The sequence below is a fragment of the uncultured Moraxella sp. genome, assembly GCF_945873075.1.
GTDB lineage: Bacteria > Pseudomonadota > Gammaproteobacteria > Pseudomonadales > Moraxellaceae > Moraxella.
Genome location: NZ_CAMCBS010000049.1, coordinates 1 through 6,414 on the forward strand (window position 1 = coordinate 1; position 6,414 = coordinate 6,414).

A 6,414-nucleotide genomic window follows, 5' to 3' on the forward strand; every position below is an offset into this window, starting at 1 on the left:
CGCCTACGCCTACGCCTACGCCTACGCCTACGCCTACGCCTACGCCTACGCCTACCAGTATCGGCAAATTTGAAAATGCTGTCAAGACCCACGACCGCCCTGCCTTACAAAATTTGGCACAGGTGTTGGATGCCGCTATCGCTGATAAAGTGACTGATGGCAATAATACTTTGGCAGATGTCTTAATCATCGATGCAACAAACGGTAATGACACCACCTTAGCCAATATGGCGACACAGCTGCAGCCACTGCTCTCTGGTTCGGTCAATCGACTGTTGGCTGATGATGCCGATCGTTTTGCTGGCAGCATCTTTGAGCGCAGCTTCGAGCCAAATAAGACCGTCTGGGCAAAAGCCATCGGCAATACTGGCACACTCGACGCCCAAAACAGCCTAACCGACTTTGATAGCAATGCTTGGGGCGTCATTGCAGGTGCCGACACTGCCATCAATGACAGCAATATCGGTCTGGCCATCGCTTATGGTGAGAATGATGCTGATAGCCAAGCTTTGGCATCTCACCACGCTCAAGCTGACACATTAATGGGTTATCTGTATGCCAATCATAGCATCGCCAACACCACAGCACATGCGCACATTGGTGTCGGTACAGCCCAAATCAAAGGCGAGCGTCGCTTTGACTCAGCCATCGCTTACAGTGACTATGATGCAGACATCGTACAGGCAGGCTTTGGCATCTCTCATCAAATTGGCAGCGATAATCGCAATCTGACGCCGTTTGTTAAGATTGATTATAGCCAAGTCAAATCTGATGCCTACATCGAAACTGGTGTCGACGCCTACAATCTTAGCATTGATGCCGCCAAATATCAGCGCCTAACCAGCACTGCAGGTATCAAAGCTACGGCGGCTGTGACACCAAAACTTCGCTTGGCAGCGCTGGCATCTGTCGGCGTGGATAATGGTGATAAGCGCAGCGACATTAATGGCAGCTTTGTCAGCTTTGGTGATCATCGATTTGGTGTCGCAGGTCATAAGATCGGTAAAACCGTTGGTACGCTCGGTGTAGGCATCCAGTATCAACTAACCCCTGCCACAAGCCTACGCTTGGATTATCAAGGCCAATGGCGTGATAATTATGAAAGCCACGGTGGCGTGATCGGTATCAAATCAGTATTTTGATTTTTAGATACCAAGATTGGGGCGGCTAAGTATGACCGCCCCAATTTTTATTCAGTCTTATGACAGTGACACTCCACCAACCACCTTATCCAAACTGCATCAGTCTATTGTAATTTTTAAAACTGCTGATCAGCCTTTCTTAGCAAGAGATTTTTTATTCAATCTGTCCTTATTCACAAATTTTTACGAATTATCAAAATTTTTACTAGCTTTTATCACGATTTTATGGCAAATTGCAACAATCCAAGTTGTGTTTGTTTCAGCCAAGCTTTTATTGGTTAAATTTTGTTACACAATTTGGGGCAAATGGATTGATCATCTAAAGGTAAACTTGTGCGTGCTTGTGCGTGATAGTGGCATTGATGACGAGTTAGTCTTTAGATGGTCAGATTGATCTTAGTATCGTCATGATACAAAAAACAAAATTAAGGATATGCTTATGGAAAGCATTATTAACGCAATTAATGACGTTGTCTGGAGTCCATGGCTAGTTTGGCTATGCTTGGCAACTGGTCTATTCTTCTCTATCCTAACTCGCTTTATGCAGCTGAGACATTTCAAAGAAATGATTAGCCTGCTATTTGCTCGTAACGAATCACCAGAAGGCATTAGCTCATTTCAGGCATTGGTAGTTGCACTATCAGGCCGTGTGGGCATGGGTAACATTGCTGGTGTTGCGGCGGCGATTGGTTTTGGTGGCCCAAGTGCGGTATTTTGGATGTGGGTGATGGCGTTTTTGGGCGCATCAACCGCCTATGTCGAATCTACCTTAGGTCAGATTTATAAGGTCAATGACAAAGGTCAATACCGTGGTGGCCCTGCTTACTACTTCGAAAAATTCTTCGGCGGTGGTTTTGGTAAGGCTTATGGTCTATTGGTTGCACTTGCATTCGTTGTTTCTTGTGGTCTGTTCCTACCAGGTGTACAAGCCAACGGTGTTGTCAAGGCTGTCACTGGTATCACTGGTGAAGGCGCAATGGTTAGCACTGCCTTTGGTGATGTTGGTACAAACACCCTGATTGTCACGCTAGTCGTTGTTGTCCTACTTGGTCTGATCATCTTTGGTGGTATCAAACGTATCGCTCGTGTGGCTGAGTTCATTGTTCCATTTATGGCGCTTGGCTATATCTTGATGGCGGTGCTTATCATTCTATTCAACTTTGATAAGATTCCTACTATCTTTGGCCTAATCATGAGCGACATCTTTAACCCAATGGCTGGCTTTGGTGCGGCGATTGGCTGGGGTGTAAAACGTGGTGTTTACTCAAACGAAGCTGGTCAAGGTACAGGTCCACACCATGCGGCGGCAGCTGAAGTTCAGCACCCTGCACAGCAAGGCATCGTACAAGCATTCTCTGTGTATATCGACACCCTGTTCGTATGCTCGGCGACTGCATTCATGATTCTGATGACTGGTATGTACAACGTTCAAGGTGCTCTACCAGAAGGCCAATTCCTAGTACAATTCGTTGACCCTGCAACCACCATCAGTGGCCCTGCATTCACTCAAATGGCTGTATCTAGCGTATTTGGCGGCTTTGGTAGCGTATTCGTTGCGGTGGCGGTATTCTTCTTCTCATTCACCACCATCATGGCGTACTACTACATCGCCGAAGTGAATATGGCATATCTGACTCGTTCATTCAAATCAGACTTTGCTCTATTCCTAGTCAAACTAATCATCATCCTAGCTGTTGCTTATGGTGCGGTCAATAGCGCAGGCTATATCTGGACCATCGGTGATATCGGTGTGGGCTTGACTGCATGGCTAAACATCATCGGTATGCTGGTTATCTTCTTTATGGCAAAACCAACTCTACTTGCCCTAAAAGACTACGAACAGCAAAAGAAAGCTGGCGTGACCAACTACACCTTCGACCCTGCTAAGCTTGGCATCCGTAATGCGACTTTCTGGGAAGAAAAGCTAAAAAACAAAAAAGACTAATTCATCCTTAGTCGAAACAAAAGCTCTACCGATGTAGGGCTTTTGTTTTGGGTGGTGAAATGGTTAAAAGCAAATAGTTAAAAGCATAGTTAAAAACCGCTTTGACATCATAATCAAAGCGGTTTTTTGGTCTAAGACTATGGCTTACAAATTCGGATTCAGCCACTTTTCAGCAGTCTTAATATCCCAACCCTTACGGCGTGCGTAGTCTTCTAGCTGGTCGGTGCTGATTTTACCGACATTAAAATAAGTACTGTCAGGGTGGCTATAATAAAAACCCGATACACTAGACGGTGGCCACATGGCGTAGCTTTCAGTGAGATAAGTACCGATAGTATTGGTGGTATCTAGCCAGTCAAACAGCTTGCCTTTTTCGGTATGTTCAGGGCAAGCAGGATAACCCGGTGCAGGACGGATGCCGATGTATTGCTCTTTTATCAGCTCTTCGTTGCTTAGGTTTTCATCGGCTTGATAGCCCCAGTAGTCTTTGCGAATCAGCTCATGCAGATGCTCGGCAAAGCTTTCGGCTAGGCGGTCGCACACTGCCTGCACCATGATGGCGTTATAGTCATCGCCTTTTGCCTTATACTCATTGGCAAGCTCTTCAGCGCCAAAGATAGACACGGTAAAGCCGCCCAAATAATCATTACCATTGGGCGAGATAAAGTCAGCTAGGCTGTAGTTTGGCTTGCCTGTGACCTTGTCACTTTGTTGGCGTAAATGTTCAAAGTGTTGCACCGCTTGACCATTTTCATCATAGACGGCGACGGTATCAGGGGCGGTACGCTTGGCTTTTTCTAAACGAAACACCGCTTTGGCAGTCACAAGCTTTTCCGCCATCAGCTTATCAATCATCGCCATCGCATTGGCGTACAAATCACGAGCTTCTGCGCCGACAACTTCATCATCAAAGATTTTTGGGTATTTACCGACCAAGCCCCATGAGATAAAAAACGGCGTCCAGTCAATGTATGGCAAGAGATTCTCAAGCGGATAATCATCAAGCACCACTTGACCCAGTTTATTTGGTACAGGTGGTGTGTAAGTCTCCCAGTCGTATTGGAAACCTTCGGCGATGGACTGCTCATAGGTCAGCTTCGCCCCTTTTGGCTTACGATTGGCTAGGCGTTCTCGCACTTCGCTGTACTCGCTACGGATTTCATCAATGAACTCGCCACGCTTATCCTTTGACAATAAAGTCGTCGCCACGCCCACCGCACGGCTGGCATCCGCCACATAGACGACGATGTCGTTTTGGTAATTGGGTTCAATTTTGACCGCCGTATGTGCCTTGGATGTGGTCGCACCGCCGATGAGTAGCGGTAAGTTAAAGCCCTGCTCTTGCATTTGCTTAGCGACATAGACCATCTCATCTAGGCTTGGGGTAATAAGTCCTGACAGCCCGATGATATCGACATTTTCACGCTTGGCGGTCTCAAGGATGGTCTCACATGGCACCATCACGCCTAAGTCAATGATTTCATAGCCATTACAGCCCAAGACCACGCCGACGATATTTTTGCCGATGTCATGCACATCACCTTTGACAGTCGCCATAAGAATTTTACCCTTAGACTCGCCTGCGACTTTTTCGGCTTCGATATAAGGATTTAGCCATGCCACCGCTTGTTTCATCACACGGGCGGATTTGACCACCTGTGGCAAGAACATCTTACCTGCACCGAACAAATCACCCACCACATTCATGCCGTCCATCAAAGGCCCTTCGATGACATCGAGCGGTCGTGGGTATTTTTGGCGAGCTTCTTCGGTGTCCTCATCAATATAAGTAGTGATACCTTTGACTAGGGCATATTCAATGCGTTTTTCTACCGTGTCTTCACGCCATGCTAGGTCAGCACCGCCTGATTTGGCTTTATCGCCTGAATGGTAATTTTCGGCAACTTCAAGCAGCTTCTCTGTCGCTTCGTTATTGTCGTTATTACGGTTTAAAATCACATCTTCGATGGCATCACGGGCAGATGGCTCAATCTCATCATACAGCTCGAGCATCGCAGGATTGACAATCCCCATCGTCATGCCGTTATTGATGGCGTGGTATAAGAACACCGCATGAATCGCTTCACGAATTGGATTACCACGAAAACTAAACGACACATTGGACACACCGCCCGACACCATCGCATTGGGCAGGTTGTCGGTAATCCATTTGGTCGCTTTGATAAAGTCCACGCCGTAGTTGTTATGCTCTTCGATACCTGTGGCGACCGCAAAGATGTTCGGGTCAAAGATGATGTCTTCGGATGGGAAACCCACTTCATCGACCAAAATATCATAGCTGCGTTTACAAATCTCAATCTTGCGTGCTTCGGTGTCCGCTTGCCCAACTTCATCAAACGCCATGACAATCACCGCCGCCCCATAACGCATACATAGGCGAGCTTTGGCGACAAATTCATCATAGCCTTCTTTTAATGAAATAGAATTGACAATCGCCTTGCCCTGCGTGCATTTTAGACCTGCTTCAATGATGTCCCATTTTGATGAGTCAATCATCAGTGGCACTCGGCTGATGTCAGGCTCGGACGCAATCAGATTGACAAAATGAATCATCGCCTGCTTGCTGTCTAGCATGGCTTCGTCCATGTTGATGTCCACGACCTGCGCGCCGCCTTCTACTTGGTCTCGGGCGACATCAAGGGCTTCTGCGTATTCTTCATTTTTAATCAGTCTTAAGAATTTCTTAGAGCCTGTAACATTGGTACGCTCACCGACATTGACAAACAAGCTATCACGAGTGATGTTAAAGGCTTCAAGTCCAGACAGGCGGCACGCAGGCTTATATTCAGGAATGGTGCGTGGGGCAAAGGGCGACACCATCTCGACAATCGTGCGGATATGCTCGGGCGTCGTACCACAGCAGCCACCGACGATATTGACAATACCTGCTTTGGCAAAGCCCTGCACCATCGTGGCAGTCTCGGTCGCCGTTTCGTCATATTCGCCAAATTCATTGGGCAAGCCTGCATTGGGGTGTGCTGATACAAAGGTCTCACAGACATCGGATAAGCTTTGGATATGTGGTCTGAGTGCATCTGCACCCAAAGCACAGTTAAAGCCAATCGAGATAGGCTTGGCATGGCGTACCGAATTATAAAAGGCTTCTGCCGTCTGCCCTGACAGCGTCCGCCCCGATGCGTCGGTAATCGTGCCACTAATCATAATCGGCAGCTCAAAGCCAATCATCTCAAATACGCCCGTCACCGCAAAAATCGCCGCCTTGGCATTTAGCGTATCAAACACCGTCTCAATCAAAATAATGTCCGCCCCACCGTCAATCAGTGCCAGCGTACTTTCGGTGTAGTT

The 6,414-nt window shown here is 47.3% G+C and carries 4 protein-coding genes; 3 read left to right on the forward strand and 1 reads right to left on the reverse strand.

Features of this window, described 5'->3' with window-relative positions; all coding sequences use genetic code 11:
* From Q0N89_RS09605 to Q0N89_RS09615, 3 genes are all read left to right on the forward strand, one after another.
* Positions 1-1,142 (forward strand): autotransporter outer membrane beta-barrel domain-containing protein (locus tag Q0N89_RS09605; protein WP_294035841.1); only part of this gene is annotated, 1,142 nt, incomplete at its 5' end.
* 31 nt (positions 1,143-1,173) lie between these two features.
* Positions 1,174-1,536 (forward strand): hypothetical protein, encoded by a 363-nt coding sequence (locus Q0N89_RS09610; protein ID WP_294035843.1) that lies wholly within the window; start codon positions 1,174-1,176, stop codon positions 1,534-1,536.
* Between the two features lie 45 nt (positions 1,537-1,581).
* The gene (locus Q0N89_RS09615; RefSeq protein WP_294035845.1) at positions 1,582-3,087 is read left to right on the forward strand and encodes a sodium:alanine symporter family protein; all 1,506 of its coding nucleotides are present in this window, start codon (positions 1,582-1,584) and stop codon (positions 3,085-3,087) included.
* Between the two features lie 144 nt (positions 3,088-3,231).
* Here Q0N89_RS09615 and metH read toward each other — a convergent pair.
* A partial coding sequence (gene metH / locus Q0N89_RS09620; protein WP_294035847.1) for a methionine synthase occupies positions 3,232-6,414 on the reverse strand: 3,183 nt, incomplete at its 5' end.